Here is an 18,178-nt window from a genome sequence, read left to right as displayed (position 1 = left end):
TTTGGTGGACCAGTTTGCCGCGGAATGAGTGGACTACTATGTGCGGAATATCCAGTCAAGCATATTGATAGCAAATCCCTCGTTTTCATTGGCCATAAGTACTTGGCCGTTTTCCGTATCCACATAAACATCCTGCATACACTGTCCGTCACTCAAAGTAAATTTGTATGTAAGGCGGTATTCATTACTTTGCATGCTACCCGTTGCAGGCAGTAAAAGCAGTTCTGCTTTGGGCAATGTTATGTAATTTGTGTTCGCAGGGTTTATTGATATCAATGGTCGGTTTTGCTGCTGCATGTGCGTTACCGATTTTTTTTCAAATAATTTACGGCCAGGGCCAACGCCTGTTGTTCATTTATATTCTTGCGCAGCGAGGCTTTCAGCGTATTGTATGCTCTGCCGTTCATAAGTGTGACATAACCGCCTTTTTCATGAACAATGAATTGCACGCCGTATAGCGGGTACCCGTTAAATGTTTGCAAGTAGCGGCTGTGCGTATTCCCAAACTCATCTTTTTCGCTTCGAATAAGCTTAAAACCAATACCCTTTTGTAGGTGGTAGTTTTGCCCGAGCCAATCAAACCATCTCGAACTCACAATTGCATTCACGCAGCTGAATTTTATTAATGCGGGAATAGCTGTGCCTGCAACCATGCTTACCTGTTCGGCACCGGGCGCAACTTTAAAACAATAAGGTGCGGCAATATTGCTGTAATCAACGGGTGAATTGCCACACAGGTTCAGATACCTGAATTCTGACGAATAAATGATTCCCGCGTGAAGGTTCATGATGCCGCTGAATAATAACAGCATTATGAAGATGCGTTTAAAAACATTAAAGAGATTTTTCATGTGTATATTTTTTTTTAATTCAACATGCCGTATTTTTAAAAATTCCTATCAGTTTAACAATAGGAATGCCGCGTCATATGCATTCGCCCCATCGGTCATAAATCAACATCTGGAAGTTTTCTACATTCATTCCGGAATTACGGGGAAGAAAAAGATGACTGTATAAAAACAACTTTCGCGCATCCATTTTTTTTAAAAAAGTATATTCAGCGACACCTTTTAGCTACCAGGTTGATAGAAACAATTTTCAGGGTTTGGGAGCGATGAAGTTTTCGTAACAAGATGCAAAAAAAATGGCATGGACGAAGAGCGCGTAAAACCAATTTGTTTTGATCCTGTGCAAAACAACGGCGGTAAAATAGCCTGACCTATTTCATAGCCATTACCTGAAGTGTGCAGTACATAAACCGGTTCTGTTGAACGGATATAAGTGGATTGTTGTGAAAGCACAAACTCATAGGTCTGACCTGACCCTATGGTTGCCACCGGCGTACTGCCCCCATCAATAAATATATCTGTATTATTTTGAGTTCCAAGCACAGAAACTCTTTCCATGTAAGTTGTCCCATAATTAAGTCATCCTTTCACAACTATATATTCTGTGCCTGTAAGCGATACAGGGACAATCTGATCACCCGCTAAATCCCTTCCGCCACCGGGACTTCCAATCAAATCATCCTTAATTGTTATCGCAATTGGTTTATTGGAGGTAACCACCGATCCCTGCAAATGCCCTGAAGGCAACTGGCTTGTAGCGGTACCTGACCATGTCTGCCCTCTGTTCAGATTTATATTAAATGAAACACCTGCAGGATGCCCTACAACATTATTTGATGGAGTGACAACAACAGTAGTCCCATTCTCAGTTGCTACAATATCAAAAGAGGAATATGGCACTGGATTATAAGTCCCATTTGAATAATAGGTTTGTGAAGGAATCATGAAACTGTCGCCCAGCGCATTTCTTCCTTTCAGGGAAAATATCTCAGGGTTGCAGTTGCAATAGCTGCTCACGACTTCGTAATGGGCTGTTATTTTTTCACTGGAGGTGATATGTAAACCATAATTCAAAACACAGTTTGCAGGGGTATTTTCAATGCTCCCGATAAAATTTGTAAGATCAACCGATATCGTTGAACTTGCAGGAATATTCACGATTATTGGTGCAAATGCGGCATTTGCAGGTTGCGAAACAGTGACATTTGCCGGGAGGTTCGTTGTCGAAAAATGAAGTACAATAGGCTTATCGTAATTCAGGGCATTTGACGACACCTCCGGTGCTGCAAACCAAAATGCCGTATCGTTCTGACAAACGGATATTTTACCAAAAGCCAGTAATAAAACCAACGCAATAAAGGTTGATTTTATTACCGGGACCATTTTTGTTAAAGAGCGCATACCATATTTATTTTTTTTCAAAAGCATTTACAAAAGTCACGACACCCCCCACTTTTTTCCAGATAATTGCAGCCACCGTCATATTCGCCATATTGCAGTCTGAAGGACAATTAATTGTATATTCACTATTAATTGTGGTGCCCGATGCAGCTGTACCGCAAACAATCATTGCACCTAACGCACTGTTGTTACAACTGGCAGCCCTTAGCGTATGGTTGTGCTTATAGTTTGGCACGGCCGGATGGCTGCTTGCAATGACTTGCTTATACGGACCGGAAGCACCATCAATTCCATCCTCCAAAGCGTACATAGCAAGGTAATAATCGGCGCCACTCACAGCAGTAAAGAATTTTGTCTGAGTTGTAAGGTTGATACTCTGTCCGCTTTTCTTAATTATAAAATTAGTTTGCGCCACCGGTGTCCTTTGAAGTACGCTATTAATAGAGGGTTGATACTCATACAAAAATCTGTCTTCATTAATTATAAAATTCGGAATTCCCTGATCATCCGGATAGTTAGCACTTAATCCATTATAACAGGGTGATGTCAACCCATCGTCGACATGGCAAACAACCGGTACAACTCGATCGCCGTTATGATTTGTAATACCAGTTAATGAATCATGCCCCCAGGCGCCGCAATATGGGCACCATGTGGCTGTATATTCCAGCACCAGGGCATTTTGCCGTTGTTCCGGGTTTATGTTTTGTCCTTGAGTTCCGGAACCATCGCTTTGACTGGCGTTATCGGAAATGTCTTTCTTTTTGCAGCCTGCAAAAATCAAGGCAATTGCAATCAGGAAAATTGATGTTGTTCTCATTTGTTTTAAGTTTTAATTCAAGAATGTTTTTACAATGTGATGTTGCGCTATTTTTTTTCGAAAGCATTCACAAAAGTCACGACACCATTCACTTTTTTCCATATAAATGTGGCAACGGTCATGTTGGACATGTTGCAAACTGCAGGGCAGTGAATCGTGTATTCCTTTGTTATTTCGGTTCCTGCAGTTACCGAACCTGAAACTATTTTCTCTCCTAATGCATCATTATCAACACTTGCAGCACGCAACATATGACTGATTTTACGTTTACCATAAGGAATATTATCTTCAAGGGCATACGCCGCCAGATAATAATCGGCATTACTCTCACTATTGAAAAACTTCGTCGTGACAGTTACGCTTATATTCTGCCCGTCTTTTTTCATGCTGAAATTTGACTGGGCTTCCGGTGTTCTTGATAACACAGCATCAATAGAGCTTTCAATCTGCTGATAGAAACATGGCTGATCATTGATAATAAAAACCACAGAATCAGAATAAATTCTAAACATCCTCGCGTAAAGTGAGTCATCGGTTATATACTTTTTGCAAATTACGGGAACTGGCCAAACGGGCTCGTAACTAAGAATTTTCGTCAATTCAGCATTCACTGTCGAATCCGCACAAGGACATCCAGGTACAAATTCTAATACACCAACATACTGCAGCTGCTGTGGTACCATGCCACAATTTGGGTGCTGGCTGCCACCGGAATCCGTAACAGGAGAAATGTCGTTTTTCTTTTTGCAGCTTGTAAAAATCAAGGCAATTGCGATCAGGAAAATTGTTGTTGTTCTCATTTGTTTTAAGTTTTAATTGTGAGTATTATTATTATAATGGTATTCATTTTGTATCTCTATGGAAGCACTGAAACTATTCCGGTACGTTTATAATCTTTGCCACGAGGATCTCTGAAAAACACTATCCATACATACACTCCTTCTTTCACAGTTTCACCGTTAAAAGAGCAGTCCCATGCCTCTGCAGGATTTGTGGTTTTCCATAATTCCTTACCCCAACCGTCATAAAGATGAAGTGAGTAAGCCTTTGCATCCGTATTCGTAAAAACCGGTTTCCAAACATCATTGATTCCATCGCCATTGGGCGAAACGGCATTGGGAATAAACACCAGCATTTCCGGCAGCACCTCAACCGTTTTAATAATGGTATCATCACAGTTGTGCCCGCTTTCTACAATGAGTTTTACTTCGTGAATACCTTCGGAAACATATGTATGCGATGGCGACTGTAGCTCAGAATTATTATTACCGATACTTGCCGGATCACCAAAATCCCAGTACCAGCGATTTGCCGACACTGATTGGTCAATAAAATCAATGAGCGGATATGTCATATCCACAAGTTCAGGGTTTGGGTAGAAGTCGGCAATGGGCGGTCTGTAAGCATTTACGGTTACTCCCGACGTTCCAAAACAGCCATAATAGGATACTACGGTTATAACCGGATGATAAGAGCCGGCATTTTCAAAGGTGTGAACAGGCGAACTTCCTGTTGCTGTATTATTGCCCGAATACGGGTCATCAAACATCCAGACTGCAGACGAATCATTCGGCGACACATTGTATGAAAATCTTACCGTTAAAGGCATACAGCCATCCATTGGCTCGGCGGTGGTATTAATATTTACCGGAGGATAAACATTTACGGTAGCAATAGCCGAACCCGTGCACCCAACCGCATCTGTTCCAAGTACTGTATAGGTTGTTGTAGATTGAGGTGTGGCCGTCACAAAAGATGATGCTGTTGTAGAAAGGCCGGCTGACGGCATCCACGAATAATTCAGCGCACCCGATGCACTCAGGTTTGCCGATGCACCCGGACATATTGAAATATACGAGGGTAGCGTTGACATCGCCAAAGCAGATTTCACAATTATAGATTGGTTCGCTTCATTAACACATCCTGTAAACGAATCCGTAAAAGTGTAGGTAAGGCTGTGGGTACCCACTCCCGCTATCGCAGGGTCAAAGGTTGTACCGCTCACTCCGGGGCCGGCGAATATGCCTCCTGCAGGAGTTCCGCCCCCAAGCGTGAATGCCTGTGAATAGACACACACCGGAGCTATGGGTGCAAAGGAAACTACAGGCAATGGGTTTACCTGAATTGTTTCAGTAACCGAATTAATGCAACCACTCAACGGATCCGGATACGTGTATGTTATTGCGAACGTTCCTGAGCCGCTGACCGCCGGGTTGAACAGACCGCTGCTTACACCCGGTCCGGAGTAATCGCCTCCTGCCGGCGAACCAAATGCCAGCGAAAACGCAGGCACATCGGCGCAAACCGGCGCCAAAGGTGTAGACGTAACAACGGGCAGCGGATTCACTTTGATAGTTGCAGAAGCAGAATCCGTACAGGAATTGCCATCCGAATAAACATACAACAGCATATGAACCCCTGCACCGGCAACTGATGGATTGAAAACCGCTGACTGAATTCCGTCAACGTAATAGGTTCCGCCGGTCGGTGATGCACCGCTCAGGGTAATTGTTGATGCATTGATGCACATATCACTGAATGCCGGCAACGAAACAGTGGGCAGCGGATACACCGTAACTGTTTGAAATGCCGTATCAGAACACTGATTGCCATCGGAATAAAAATAAACAACAGCATGAACTCCGGCTCCGGCAACTGTTGGGTTAAAGGTGTTGTTATTTATCCCGCTTCCTGCAAAAACACCGCCTGAAGGGACGCCATTATTAAGTGCAAATGGAGCTGCATCAATGCAAACCGGCGGGATAGGGTTTACCAATGCAATCGGCATTGCATTGACTGTTACGGTTTGCGTCGCTGAATTTGTACATAAATGTGAATCTGTATAAACATAGGAAAGGTTAAATGTTCCAACACCTGCTCCTGTCGGGCTGAAAACGCCATTTGATATACCCTGTCCGGTATAAGCTCCGCCGGCCGGATTTCCCTGTGTAAGTGTGATGGGCGACGCATTCAGGCAAAATGGCCCTATGGTTGAAAATGTGACAGCCGGGAGCGCATTGACTGTAATTGTTGTGGTTGCGGTTCCCACACAGTTATTCGGATCAGTGTAGGTATAGGTGATAACATGATTGCCGGCTCCGGCAGCCGTCGGATTAAATACTCCGTTTGTAACGCCGGCACCCGAATAAAATCCGCCTGCAGGGCTTCCGCCCGTGAGCGTAAACGGGGCAGCATTGATGCACATGGACGGAATAGCTGATAATGTAGCCACCGGCGGCGGTGATGTTGAAACAATGAAGGTCTGCGCAGCGGTGCAATTATGAGCGTCTGTAACTGTTACGGTGTAGCTTCCGGCAGGCAGATTTGTCAGGTTTGGGGAATTAGGATATCCTCCCGTCCATGAATATGTAATCGGATTTGTACCGGCATTAACGGCAACTGCAATAGAACCATTATGAGTTCCTGCGCAGGTTTCATTTACAATAGTTGCCGATAAGGTTATACCGGGATAATTGTACGATTGAGTAACCACCCATACGGTTGCCTGACTCATTGAACAACATTGCCAGGGAGTTGCGCACACGCATTGCGGATATTGCCCGCATGTGTGAGCGCAACAGTAATCATATTTCATGCCCGATGGACAATTCTGTGCTCCAGGCACAGACGCGCAGCACCAAGCCACACTACCGCCACCACAAACTATTTGAATTGAAGTAGACGTGTATTGTGAATTGACGTAATAACAGCATGTTCCGATAATTGTTTGCGTTTGACCGGTAGGTGTATATCCGGTAGGAACGGTTCCGATATTGTTACAAAGAGCCTTCATTCCGCCCTTCTTCTGATGCAGCCCGTCAAATGAATAATCTGCACTATCCTTGACGGGGGAAAAGACATTATTCATGATTTGTTCGCCCGTAAGCCTGCTTACAGATTCCGGCCGAAAATAATGCACAACACTATCCGAATCCGTAAGTACGATTCTGTAGTAAAGCGTATCGGGATCAGATGGTTTAAGGATATCATTATAAAGATATCCACCGCCATTACTTTCAGTTGAATACAGAATAGTATCGAAGTAGTCGATATCCTGCGGGAAATAGAGTGCGAAGATGTCAGGAATTCCGCTTAGTATCGCCGAATCCAGTATTGAAAAATTAACGCCATCGGTGCTTTTCTCCAGCTTAACGCTTACCGCTGATTGTCCCGAAGGGTTTACCCAAACAAGGTGAGTTGCGGTATCCCCCATAATATCCATACACCTGAAAATATTTTCAGGCGGGGAGGAAAATTTATTTTGCGAAAATGCATAACAACCGGTGAAAATTAGAGCTGAAAATAATACCACGGAAAAACGTGCGTTTGATTTCATAGTATTTGTTTTTTAAGTATTGTTTTTTTTCTTCCTTTATAGCTTATTAAAGTAAACCTAAAGGGAAAACAAAGATAAAACATTACAAAAGCCTTGTCAAATGGGCTTTATAGAATGTTTTGGCAGTCCGGTATAAAAATCACTTCATTTCGGCTATGGAAATCCCTTATTCATCGAAAAAAACCACCTTGAAAATATTTTTCCACTTCCATTCCAGGAATAAAAAAAAGAGGGGCAAACGCCCCTCTTTATAAAACAGCTATATTGTATCTATTTGTTTTATAATACTTTAAATTCGCCCAGGAATTAAATTTGCCGATTTGTTTGAGACAGCAGAACTAATAAACAAACTCAAATACATTATTTATTTCTTTTCATACGCGTTCACAAAAGTAGTGTCTCCGGCAATTTTCCATATTATAGCGGCTACCGTAACATTAGACATATTGCAATTCGCAGGGCAGGTAATTGAATAATCGCCGCTTATAAAGGCACCCTCGTCGGCAGAACCGCTTACAATCTTTTCGCCCAATGCGCTGTTACTACAGCTTGAGGCTCTGAGTGTGTGGTTATGTTTATATGCAGGATCCGTAGCGCCGGTTTGCTGGTTCGATCCGGCAAGCCCGTCAATGCCATCTTCCAGAGCATAAACAGCGAGATAATAATCGGCACCGCTTACCGCTTTGAAAAATTTTGTTTTGGTATGGACGCTGATGCTTCTGCCATTTCGTGCCATGGTGAAATTAGTTTGTGCCACCGGTTCTCTTGCAAGAACTGCGGCAACATCACTGACTGAGTTCGAATGAACGTCGTTGATGACGAAATCGGGAACACCGCCATCGTTGGGATAAATGGCCATTACTCCGTTAAACAGATTGGGGTCAGGCGAGATGCCGTCGCTCACATGGCATAGCACCGGGACCACTTTCTTCAGATTGTAATTGATAATTTCGCCAATGGTTTCATGCCCCCAGCTACCGCAGGCGCTGCACCATGTTGCAGTATATTCCAACACCAGCGCGTATTGTTTTTGTTCGGGCTCAACATTTGCAATTACCGGTTCATTGTCTGTGTTGCTATCAGCAATCTCAGAATTGTCTTTCTTTTTACACGCAGAGAATATTAATATTATCCCAAGCAACGCCAATGATATTTTTTTCATTTTTTCGTATTTTGTTTTTAGTTGAATTTTAAACAAGATATGAATAATGACGTAAAAATGAAAGAAAAGGTGACACGGAAACCCAAATATTTATTTGTAAAAACAGGAAAAGCCGCCGCAAAACGACAGCTTCTCCTACATGGTCATCATGTTTCGTAATTAAAACTTAGGACATTCTACGGCACGAAATTTCGAATATTTTGTTTTCACCGTTTTATTTTTCGGATATTTCATAGTGTACTGAAGCTCTATATTTTGAGTTTTAGCCGGTTCGATATTAAAATTCCAGGTGAGTATCCCGGTAAGGACGTTGTGATCGGCATTTGAAATCTCGTCGGCACTCACTTCTATCTCACTGTTTTCCGAAACCGGCACCTGATCCTGTATCTCTATAGAGATTGGCACTTTGCGATTATTCTTCACAACGATTTCAAATTTGTGTGTTTCCTTTCTCTTCGTTCCGATGAGCTGGTCGCTGCTGTAATCTTTAAGTTTTGTGCGGGTAACGAGTACTTTTTTATCGCGGCCGAATGAAAGGTCGAGAGTGTCTTTAACGTTACGCGTATCAATATATGACTGTCCGACAAAGGTTCCGCCAAAATATACCATGGCAGGACCTTCAACCAGATTCAGGTCTTCCCATCCGGTGATGCGTGCCAGCAGGAATGCGTCTTTATCCATTTTGGGAATACATATATATTTGTAAGTGGCCGGCAGGTTGAACTCTTTAACATCCACAATATACGGCTTTGAATCGCTTGGGATGCTGTACTTTGCGGCTATATCAAATTCAACGCTCAACTGATCAACCTGTATCTGCGTGAACAGCACTTCTCCGCTTTTCGCTTCCTGCTTATCGGCTTTGTAATCATATTCGTTATTCAGGTTGGATTGATTCTGGTTTGTGGTCCATGAATAATTATAATCGATGCCATAATCGGAATAATTGAGCTTCCACGGCTCGAGTGTCGGTTGGGTTGCCGATTGTGTGGGGTCTGCGGTTGAAAGTGTCATGTCTATATTGTTCCAGTCGATACCCGAATTATTGAACACCTTTGCGCGATAAATCAAATCCACGGGTTGGTTAATTTCCTCCGATTTCAATTCATAATACGGTGCCCAACCGGCATCGGTAAGGTAGTAACTGAGATTCACGTTCTGTGTCTGCTCAGCTTCAACTGAAACGAGCACACTTACTTCGCTTCGCTCGTAGCTGTTTTGAGAATTAAGCTCTATAAGCTCTGCATTAATGTTTCCCATCTCGGTTGTTAGAGTAGCATTCTGAACATCAATCTGCGAAATGCGCTTGTTCAGATCAAAAACCCTTGTCTGGAAAAAATCCGCAGCCTTTATCAGTTCCGCAACATTTACACCGGTTTGCTGACCGCCTATTGCCTGATTCTTTAAAAGCATATCGCGCTCAATGTTGAGTGCGTTCTTTTCATCTGCAAGGTTTTGAATTTTGGCTGTTACAAGGATTACAGAATCCTTAAGGGCCTTAATTCTTGGTTTATCATCGTTTTTAGTCAGATAATTCACTTTGCTCGAAACAGAAAGAATAGAAACGGCAGCGACCGATGAAACGCGGATACTGCGCGGGTCAAGTTTTGATGAAAGGCCTTCGAATACGAGCAGGTTTCTCCCTGCCGCAAGTTTTAGAGAAACATCATGCGACACCTCAGCGCCACTCAGAAAAACTGTAACATTTTTTATCTCGGGTTTGATTTTCTGCGTTGTCTCTTTCTGACTGAAAGCACTGCTGCACATAGCCATGAGGGCAAAAATAAATACGATTTTTCTCATACGGTTTTGGGTTAAATTTATTAATTAATTAAAAAAACAGGTAAAAAAGCGAGAAATACATCAAGTATCGTTCCAAACTTCATTATTTCAATGGTTTACCCGTCAGTAAGCACTTTCAATTAAAATTACTGAATTATGAGCAATGAAATTATCTTTTTTTTACTTTTGTTCACCGATTAACAATAGAACATTCACCTAAATAAATTACAATGGATAAAATACTTATCGTAGGAGCTGTAGGACAGATCGGATCTGAACTCACCATGGCATTAAGGAATATTTACGGCAACGACAACGTAATTGCCAGTACACGCAAAAGTCCGCCTTCGGATGTGGTAAAAGATTCCGGACCGTTTGAATTTTTTGATGTTGTTGATGGCAAAAAACTTGCTGAGATTTCAAAAAAATATGATGTAAACATCATCGTAAACATGGCCGCTATTCTTTCGGCTGTTGGTGAAAGCAACCCAATGCTAGCATGGGATATCAACATGAACGGTCTTATCAACGTTCTTGAGGTTGCCCGTGAAATGAAAATGAAACAGGTATTGGTTCCCAGTTCTATTGCAGTTTTCGGCCCCGGCACTCCGCTGGAATGTGCTCCTCAGGAAACCGTTCTCAAACCTACCACCATGTATGGTGTTACCAAAGTTGCCGGCGAACTGGTTGGCGATTACTACGTACGTAAATACGGTCTTGATGTTCGTGGTCTCCGTTACCCCGGTATCATCAGCTACGAAACACTGCCCGGCGGCGGTACTACCGACTATGCTGTTGGTATTTATTTTGACGCCGTTAAGCATGGCAAATACGAATGCTTTGTTCGCGAAGATACCCGTTTACCGATGATGTATATGCCCGACTGTCTCAAATCAACGATTGACCTGATGCAGGCAGATTTCAGCACACTGAAACACCACTGCGATTTCAATGTTGGCGCCATGAGTTTCTCAGCAGGCGAACTGGCAGCATCAATCAAAAAATACATGCCCGACTTCACCGTTACATACAATCCCGATTTCCGTCAGAAGATTGCTGACTCATGGCCAAATGCCGTTGACGACAGCGCAGCACGCGAAGAATGGGGATGGAAACCGGCGTTCGACCTCGATGCCATGACCAAAGACATGCTCGAAAATATCGGTAAAAAACACAAAGCCGGTCTGATTTAATAATTGTTCGACCAAACCAACTAATTAATAATCATCTAACAGGAGATATTTAAAATGCAAAAAAGAGTTAATGAATATCTGAGCGCTGAACTTGCAAAACTGCAGGAGCAGAAATTATTCAAAAATGAACGCATCATTGAGAGCTCACAAGGTGCCGAAATTACAGTAAAAGGCAAACAGTGCCTGAATTTCTGCGCAAACAATTATCTGGGTCTTTCATCGCACCCCGACCTGATTGCTGCTGCACACAAAGGCATTGACCATCGTGGTTATGGTCTGTCATCCGTACGTTTCATCTGCGGAACGCAAGACATACACAAAGAGCTGGAGCGTAAAGTAAGCGATTTCCTTGGTATGGAAGATACTATTTTATTCTCATCCTGCTTTGATGCCAATGGTGCTGTTTTTGAGCCTCTGCTGGGCGAAGAAGACGCAATTATTACCGATGCACTGAATCATGCTTCTATCATCGATGGTATCCGTCTGTGCAAAGCACAGCGCTGGATTTACAATCACGGTGATATGCGCGATGTTGAGGAAGTTGACCCTGCAACAGGTAAATCGGGCAAAGGCCTTGAGCGTTGCCTTCAGGAAGCTGCAAAATGCCGTTTCCGTATGATTGCCACCGACGGTTCATTCAGCATGGACGGCGACATTGCAAAACTGAAAGAGATTTGCGATCTGGCTGATAAATATGATGCAATGGTAATGGTTGACGACAGTCATTCATCGGGTTTCCTTGGCAAAACAGGCCGTGGAACGCACGAATATCGCGGTGTTATGGGTCGCGTAGACATCATCACTACCACTTTCGGAAAAGCTCTTGGTGGTGCATCCGGTGGTTGTATTTCAGGAAGCAAAGAAGTGATTAACTGGATGCGTAACAAAGCCCGTCCGTATCTGTTCTCAAACACCGTTGCTCCGGCCGTTGTTGAAGGAACCATCAAGGTTATGGACATTCTTATGGCCAGCACCGAGTTGCGCGACAAACTGGAACGCAATACCAAATATTTCCGCACCAAGATGACAGAAGCCGGTTTTGACATTGTTGCCGGTGACCATCCTATCGTTCCCATTATGTTCGGAAAATATCCCGACTGCAGCAAACTGGCTGTAGAATTCGCAAACAAAATGCTTGAAGAAGGTATTTATGTTATTGCCTTCTCATTCCCGGTTGTTCCTAAAGGTAAAGACCGCATCCGCGTTCAGATATCGGCAGGACACGAAATGGAACACCTGGACAAAGCAATTGCAGCTTTTACCAAAGTTGGCAAAGAGCTTGGCATGCTGAAATAATTTTTCTGATCAGGTTTAACAAAGATCCGGAGCTGTCATGGTTCCGGATTTTTTTATGTTTTGTCGGCAACAATCAATCTATATAAGTTTCGCGGAGAATAGATTTCACCTTTAGTATCTCCTTCTCTTCAAGGGCACCCAGAATTTTCATAACACGCAACCTGTCAATAGTTCGTATCTGGTCAAGGACAACCCATCCATTCTTGCGGTTATGTTTAACCGGCACCCGAGTTGGATAATCCCGTGATTTACTGGTCATAGGTGCGACTACAATTGTTTGCAGATACTTGTTCATTTCGTCAGGAGAAATGACAACACAAGGTCTTGTTTTATTGATTTCATGACCCAGAGTTGGCTCAAGATTAACCAACACAATAGAATATTGGGCTATTTCCATTCCTCAAAATTTTCATCGTGAAGCATATCGGGCATCAAAAGATGATCTTCATGCTTTTCGTGCATCTTCTTGAACGCTTTTTCCCAACCTTTACGAGGTTCGGATTTTGGTTTCAGAATGATATAACTCTTTTCAAGAATAAGTTCCACACTGTCGGTAATGTGATACCTTTCAAGAATACTTTTACTAAGCCGTAGCCCTTTAGAGTTTCCGATGGGAATAATTGAGATGTCCATAGCCCTATTAAAATGTAATTACAAAGTTATTACATTTATCAACAAAAACCAAATAATAATTAATCGTTATTTTTCAATTCCCAGTTCGCGCAACGCGATCCAGGCCATGAAGCCCATACCGGTTTCAAGTGCGGTTTCGTCGATATTAAAGGTGGCTGTATGAAGGTTAGAGTGGATGTTTTTCTCCTCATTGCGAACGCCCAGTCGGTAAAAACACGACGGAACTTTTTGAGAGTAATAAGCGAAATCTTCAGCGGTCATGCGCATTTCAACATCTATAACATTTTCTTTTCCGACAAATTCTATCGCATATTCTTTTACTTTTCGCGTGGTGTCTTCATCGTTCACCAGGAATGGATAACCTTTATCGATAAACACTTCGCACGATCCGCCCATACTTTCGGCAATGGCTTCCGACATGAATTTTATTTTTTCATGCGCTTCGTCGCGCCATTTCTCACTATATGTTCTGAAAGTACCTTCAAGAATAACCTGATCTGGAATAATATTGGTGCGTCCGTTGCCGATAATGCGACCAAACGACAATACCGATGGAATAGCAGGAGTGGCATTGCGGCTCACGATTTGTTGTAAGGCAACAACAATGTACGAAGCAATTACCACAGGGTCGATATTCAGTTCGGGTGTAGCAGCGTGACCGCCTTTGCCTTTTACGGTAATAAAGACTTCATCGGTGGAAGCCATGTACATCCCGGCTTTCAAGCCAATTTTACCGGCATCGAGCGTTGGCAGCACGTGCTGACCAAACATATGAACGGGCGCAGGATTTTCAAGCACGCCTTCCTGTATCATCACAGATGCGCCTCCGGGGTATTTTTCCTCTGACGGCTGAAAGATTAGTTTTACGGTACCGCTGAATTCATTCTTCAATTCGTTCAGGATACGTGCCGTTCCCAGCAAAGATGCCATGTGAGCATCATGACCGCAGGCGTGCATTACGCCTTCATTTTGTGAACGGTATTCGGCATTGGTTAATTCTATCACGTTGAGTGCGTCCATATCGGAACGAAGCGCTATTACACGCGAATCCGGATCTTTTCCTTCTATAAGTGCAACAATGCCTGTTTTAGCAACACCTTTTGTTACTTCGATGCCCATCTTTTCAAGATGCCAGGCAAGGTAAGAGGCCGTTTCATATTCTTCAAATGCCAGTTCGGGATGGGCATGAAAATGACGTCTCCATGCAATTACATCATCAAGATATTCTTTTGACAGGAGTTTTACTTTTTCAATGAGATTTTCCATCGGACAAAATATCTAAATAATTTGACAATAATTAAAAGTCGGTGCTGAGTGAAATGTAAAAAACAGGTTTTTGTATTTCCATATTTTCGACACCCCAGGCATAATCGAGTCTGAGAAAATAGCCCAGTATGCGTGTTCTGACGCCACAGCCCATCCCACCAACAATGGGATCACGGATATCTTTAAGCATGACAGATATGGGACCGTAGTAAAAATATTTTTTAAATACAGTATTCTCTTCCGACCAGGGATTCCAACCTGTCCAGGCCGTTCCGATATCACCAAAACCAACAATCTGAAAGTTGTTGAAGAAATCGGATTTGACCGGTTTTTTAGAAAAGTACCTGAAAATAGGGAAGCGCAGTTCGCTGTTTAAAACCGCGAAATTGTTCCCGTTTCGGATATTCTGAGTGAAGCCGCGCATGTTGGTTGCCAGTGTCTGGAATGCGTAGTTCTGATTTTGCGATACTGAAATATCATTATTGAATTTAGGAATAATCCAGTTATCAACGCCTCCGAGATAATAAATGAGTTTATTATTTCCGAAAGAGGTGCTTGCCGCAATTCTGTTTGCCCAGATAAATGTTTTATGAATCTTTTTATAATTGCGGTAATCAAGACCAAGCACCACGAGGTTATTGAATTCGTTCCCTACTTTCTGGAAGTACTCACCAAAAATTTTCCAGCGTGTGCCATAATACAGATTAACGCCTTTGTTACGCGTATTATCAAAAACGAGTTCACCTTTGAGACCGCCCCAATAATCGGTAATTACGGGTTGTTTCAGATTCTGGATATCAGTGGATGCATAAATTTTCTTGTCCTGCCGGGCTGATATTGTTCCTTTCAATGCCAATACATGCGAGAACGGCCACTTGAGTATATAATACAGCGAATTGGTACGCAGTTTTATTACTGAGTAATCGTCGCCGGTAAGAAGTGCCTGGCGGTGAAACACAAGGCTTTTATCAAGTCGTTTTTTAAGATTATCAAAAGAAATGAAAAACTCTGTATTGTCGAGGCTCACAGAAAGGCGTAATCCGCCTGTAATCCGATAATCTTCCATGAGGTCGATAATACCAATTTTAAACAAGGCATTAAATCCGGGGTTCAGAAATACGGGGCTGCCCCCACCCGTGAATTGCTGGTAAGAGCTATTTAAAAAATTAAAATCAGCCTGACTCACGAACTGATTAATCGAATATTCCACGTTATAATTTTCTGCCCGGGGAATGGTAAATCCTTTTTTCTTAACCACGGTATCGGGCTGCACATAATCCTTTCCGAACTGATAATTATTGATATCCACTTTCCCCGAATCCTGCTGCACATCCAGCTGATTGACCAGAACATTGGTAACACGCTTTGCTTTTTTTTGTTTTTTCTGTTTGATATATTCGATTTCTTCCTGATTCAAACCTGCCGAGGTGTCGCGCGGTGCTAGCTGTTCGCGAAGCAGCTGGTCCATGTAAAAGGTATTTTCGGGCAGGCTGCTTTTAAGTTCTTTCGGCTTGGGTGCATCGCTGATGTAGAGGTTGTAAACCCCATTCGCGAAAATAAGTTCCGTACTTTTCTTTGCGTCGGGCGCTATATCCTGTTCAAGAATACTTCGGGAATAATCGGTAACCGGAATGGATGTTGTGTAATACCTGTAATGCGTGGTGGTATCGATAAAACTGATGGCGCTGTCGAGACGAGCCAGATAGCGGTTGGAGACGCCGTTTTCATCACTGAGATATGTAAAGTAACTTTTGCTGTATGGCATTGCAAATGATTCATCGGCAAGCGGGCTGTTAGTAACCCTTTTCATCACCGGATTTTTGGTCGCGTAAGAATACAGGAACAAATCGGTATGGTCGGGCATCTCACTGATAGTGTCGGTCGCCGTTTCAAAATTGGTTGGCGCTTCGTAAACAAGCGTATCAGAAGGTCTGTTGGAAGAAAAAAGTATTTCTGAAGAATTATTTACAAAATGTGGTTGAAAATCATCCCAGATATCTTTCGTTACCGGCTCATACGTATGAGCTGCGATATTATAGACATAAATATCAGAATGTCCCTGAATCACGGCAGACATGGCAAGTAGTTTTCCGTTTTGTGCGAATGAAAAATCGAGCACCTTTTCGACGTTAAACAAACGTTGTTTTTCAGTAAGTCTATCGTCAACAGTATAGAAATTCATGTACAGATTTCCTTTTGCTTCAAAAATATAGGCAAGCAATTTGCCCGATGGATGCCATGCCATCAGAGGAAAAGAATAATCTGCTTTTTCTTCCAGTTTATGACCCAGGCTCATCAGGCGTCTGGTTTTGCCTGTTTCAAGGTCGCGCAGCCAAATCTTCACTTTACCAAGGTCGTTGGTAGCCCAGGTAACATAACGGCCATCAGGGCTTATTTTAAATTGAGTGTAAACGACTCCTTTCTTCACTTTTTTCAGCAGCAGCTCACCTGCGGGTTTTTGCCTGTTTGTTTCGCTCACCGAGTATTGCTGCTCATAATAATTAATCCAATCGGTTATCAGGGTGCTGAAGGAAACGCCCAGCACAAAAAGAAACCCGCTTTCAACATTGCGGCTGATTTTGGTCAGATAAACAATGTTTGCTATAGAGCCAGTGCCGTATTTGTCGGCAATATATTTCCAGATGCTTTGCCCGGCATAAGCAGCATCCATGCCGGTAAGGTTATTAAACTTACGATAATCGCCCCGAAGAATGCCATCTTTCACCTGATTGTCTGTTTCGGTGCTCCAATCTTCTGACGCATAGGCGATAAGTCCTTTCAGATACCAGTCGGGAAGGTTCAGCAGCGCCGAATTCTTTATCATAGCCGTAATCCTTCCACCATACATCATTTCATCAACAATAATTGTGGCGATACCTGCGCGAATCTGCTTTTCAAGATTTTTGTGATTCCCGTCGAAATATAAAAAAACCTTAGACCCGACGATATGTGTAATACCACCAACGTTGTATTCTTCGTCGGTGAGCAGCCCAATGTTGCTTTGCTTTAAATCGGAAAGTTTGTTGAAAATCACGAATTGAATTTTGTCTTCGAGTTCGTAATCTAACTTATGTTGCATTTCCTTCAAACACTTATCGGCATATCGGGCAGTATAAACCGCAGTTGGCTTACCTTCGAGATAAAAATAAGTATCAAATTTTTCAAAGCGTAAAAATGACCAAAACCGGTCAACATACTGAACACGATTCTTACCGAATGTAAGCTGTGAACCGTTATAAAACTGAGCTTTCAGAGGTGCGACAACAACCAACAAGGACATGAACGCAGCAAAAATGGCTGCGGACAATTTCAGCGACTTATGTATGGGGTAGTTTTTCCTCATATGGTGTTGAGAAAACCGGTTCAACGTGTAAAGTTACTATTTTTTATCCGGCACGCGGTAACCCGAGTAAAATTATAACTTTGCACCCGCGAATTTAT

13 protein-coding genes and 1 pseudogene are annotated in these 18,178 nt (G+C 42.8%); 2 read left to right on the top strand and 12 right to left on the bottom strand.

All coding sequences use genetic code 11. The features are described from left to right. Positions 1-36 precede the first annotated feature (36 nt). The 8 genes and pseudogenes from WCM76_12925 to WCM76_12890 form a co-directional block, all read right to left on the bottom strand. Positions 37-297 carry a hypothetical protein gene (locus WCM76_12925; protein MEI6766530.1) on the bottom strand — a complete coding sequence of 87 codons (261 nt, stop codon included), beginning with the start codon at positions 295-297 and terminating at the stop codon, positions 37-39. Between the two features lie 5 nt (positions 298-302). Then, the gene (locus tag WCM76_12920) at positions 303-851 is read right to left on the bottom strand and encodes a hypothetical protein (protein ID MEI6766529.1); all 549 of its coding nucleotides are present in this window, start codon (positions 849-851) and stop codon (positions 303-305) included. A 219-nt stretch (positions 852-1,070) separates the two neighbouring features. Further along, positions 1,071-2,231 (bottom strand): annotated as a pseudogene (locus WCM76_12915) (IgGFc-binding protein). Positions 2,232-2,256: 25 nt separating this feature from the next. Then, complete coding sequence (locus WCM76_12910) at positions 2,257-3,069, bottom strand: Omp28-related outer membrane protein (protein MEI6766528.1); 813 nt, start codon at positions 3,067-3,069, stop codon at positions 2,257-2,259. 47 nt (positions 3,070-3,116) lie between these two features. After that, positions 3,117-3,869 (bottom strand): hypothetical protein, encoded by a 753-nt coding sequence (locus WCM76_12905; protein MEI6766527.1) that lies wholly within the window; start codon positions 3,867-3,869, stop codon positions 3,117-3,119. 56 nt (positions 3,870-3,925) lie between these two features. Next, a complete protein-coding gene (locus WCM76_12900) occupies positions 3,926-7,291 on the bottom strand; it encodes a gliding motility-associated C-terminal domain-containing protein (GenBank protein ID MEI6766526.1) in 3,366 nt (1,121 codons plus the stop codon). A 478-nt stretch (positions 7,292-7,769) separates the two neighbouring features. After that, complete coding sequence (locus WCM76_12895; GenBank protein MEI6766525.1) at positions 7,770-8,567, bottom strand: Omp28-related outer membrane protein; 798 nt, start codon at positions 8,565-8,567, stop codon at positions 7,770-7,772. A 159-nt stretch (positions 8,568-8,726) separates the two neighbouring features. Beyond that, on the bottom strand, positions 8,727-10,370 hold the full coding sequence (locus WCM76_12890) for a DUF4139 domain-containing protein (protein ID MEI6766524.1): 1,644 nt from the start codon (positions 10,368-10,370) through the stop codon (positions 8,727-8,729). A gap of 209 nt (positions 10,371-10,579) precedes the next feature. Between WCM76_12890 and WCM76_12885 the strand changes: the two genes are divergently transcribed. After that, positions 10,580-11,542 (top strand): NAD-dependent epimerase/dehydratase family protein, encoded by a 963-nt coding sequence (locus WCM76_12885; protein MEI6766523.1) that lies wholly within the window; start codon positions 10,580-10,582, stop codon positions 11,540-11,542. 54 nt (positions 11,543-11,596) lie between these two features. Then, the gene (kbl, locus tag WCM76_12880; GenBank protein ID MEI6766522.1) at positions 11,597-12,838 is read left to right on the top strand and encodes a glycine C-acetyltransferase; all 1,242 of its coding nucleotides are present in this window, start codon (positions 11,597-11,599) and stop codon (positions 12,836-12,838) included. Positions 12,839-12,911: 73 nt separating this feature from the next. Here the strand turns inward: kbl and WCM76_12875 are convergent, their stop codons facing one another. The 4 genes from WCM76_12875 to WCM76_12860 all read right to left on the bottom strand — a co-directional run bounded on the left by WCM76_12875 (position 12,912) and on the right by WCM76_12860 (position 18,080). Further along, positions 12,912-13,235: a type II toxin-antitoxin system PemK/MazF family toxin gene (locus tag WCM76_12875; protein ID MEI6766521.1), complete on the bottom strand. Its 324-nt coding sequence runs from the start codon at positions 13,233-13,235 to the stop codon at positions 12,912-12,914. Further along, on the bottom strand, positions 13,226-13,471 hold the full coding sequence (locus WCM76_12870) for an AbrB/MazE/SpoVT family DNA-binding domain-containing protein (protein MEI6766520.1): 246 nt from the start codon (positions 13,469-13,471) through the stop codon (positions 13,226-13,228). The genes WCM76_12875 and WCM76_12870 overlap by 10 nt, the downstream gene beginning before the upstream one ends. Positions 13,472-13,537: 66 nt before the next feature. Beyond that, positions 13,538-14,737, bottom strand: coding sequence for a M20 family metallopeptidase (locus tag WCM76_12865; protein ID MEI6766519.1), 1,200 nt, complete (start codon positions 14,735-14,737; stop codon positions 13,538-13,540). Between the two features lie 31 nt (positions 14,738-14,768). Further along, positions 14,769-18,080, bottom strand: coding sequence for a hypothetical protein (locus tag WCM76_12860; protein MEI6766518.1), 3,312 nt, complete (start codon positions 18,078-18,080; stop codon positions 14,769-14,771). Positions 18,081-18,178: the final 98 nt, after the last annotated feature.

Source organism: Bacteroidota bacterium (assembly GCA_037133915.1).
Lineage (GTDB): Bacteria > Bacteroidota > Bacteroidia > Bacteroidales > CAIWKO01 > JBAXND01.
This window is presented reverse-complemented; position numbering and strand designations above follow the sequence as displayed.